At 28.1% G+C, this 828-nt stretch carries 1 pseudogene; it reads right to left on the reverse strand.

Features of this window, described 5'->3' with window-relative positions:
- Window positions 1-255: 255 nt before the first annotated feature.
- Window positions 256-827 (reverse strand): annotated as a pseudogene (locus B853_RS26915) (protein rep).
- Between the last annotated feature and the right edge of the window lies 1 nt (window position 828).

Below are 828 nucleotides of genomic sequence, written 5' to 3' on the forward strand. Positions count from 1 at the left end.
TTTTTTCATATAATTCAGGGGGGGGTAAAGGTTTTAACATTTTTTCAAATTCTTTAATTTTTATTTCGCTTTCTCGTTCAAGTTCGTCACGATACTTAGCCAAATAAATCAAATCATCTTCAGTTAAATATTTCTTAGTTTCTTCGCTTGGTATATATTCACGCATAAAAACTCCTTAGAAAGGGCAAGCCCTTTAAAACCCTTGCACTTTACGGGCTAAATAAAAAGACATTTAACCCGAAAAGCACTATTATATTAACCAACATAAAAACCATGTTTAAATTTATATAAATGGTCTATTAGTTTTTGTCTACAATGCGGACAATTTAAATGATGCTTATCTTTTTCGCTAATATTAATCAAATCACTAGTTTTCTCTATGTCTTCCAAAGATAGTTCTTTTTTAATATCCTTAAAAAGTCCACCAAAAGAAATTAAACGCTTTCTAAATAATCCGTTATGTATTTCTAATAAAACTTTTTCGGAAACAAAATAATCACCATCTTTGTTCTTTTTTATATAAGAACTAGGTTTTGTCGCATACTTAGCAACCTCAGCAATCATTTTCAATTCAGAATTATACATCCTTTGAGCGTGTACATGGGGTTGTAATCAACTTTTAAAAGATTACGCCAAGCATTAGAAATTAAACTTTGAGTTTTAAAAATAGTTCTATCTTGTAATTTAAAATATTTTTGATAATCCGCTTTATTAACTAATATTAAAGCATGAATATGGGGATGAAAATTATCTTTTCTTTCATTATAAGTTACCTCAACGGTTCTAAAATAACCTGAACTTAAAAGGTAATCTATTTTTTGAACAATC

Origin of the sequence: Vibrio rotiferianus CAIM 577 = LMG 21460 (assembly GCF_002741985.1) — a bacterium.
GTDB lineage: Bacteria > Pseudomonadota > Gammaproteobacteria > Enterobacterales > Vibrionaceae > Vibrio > Vibrio rotiferianus.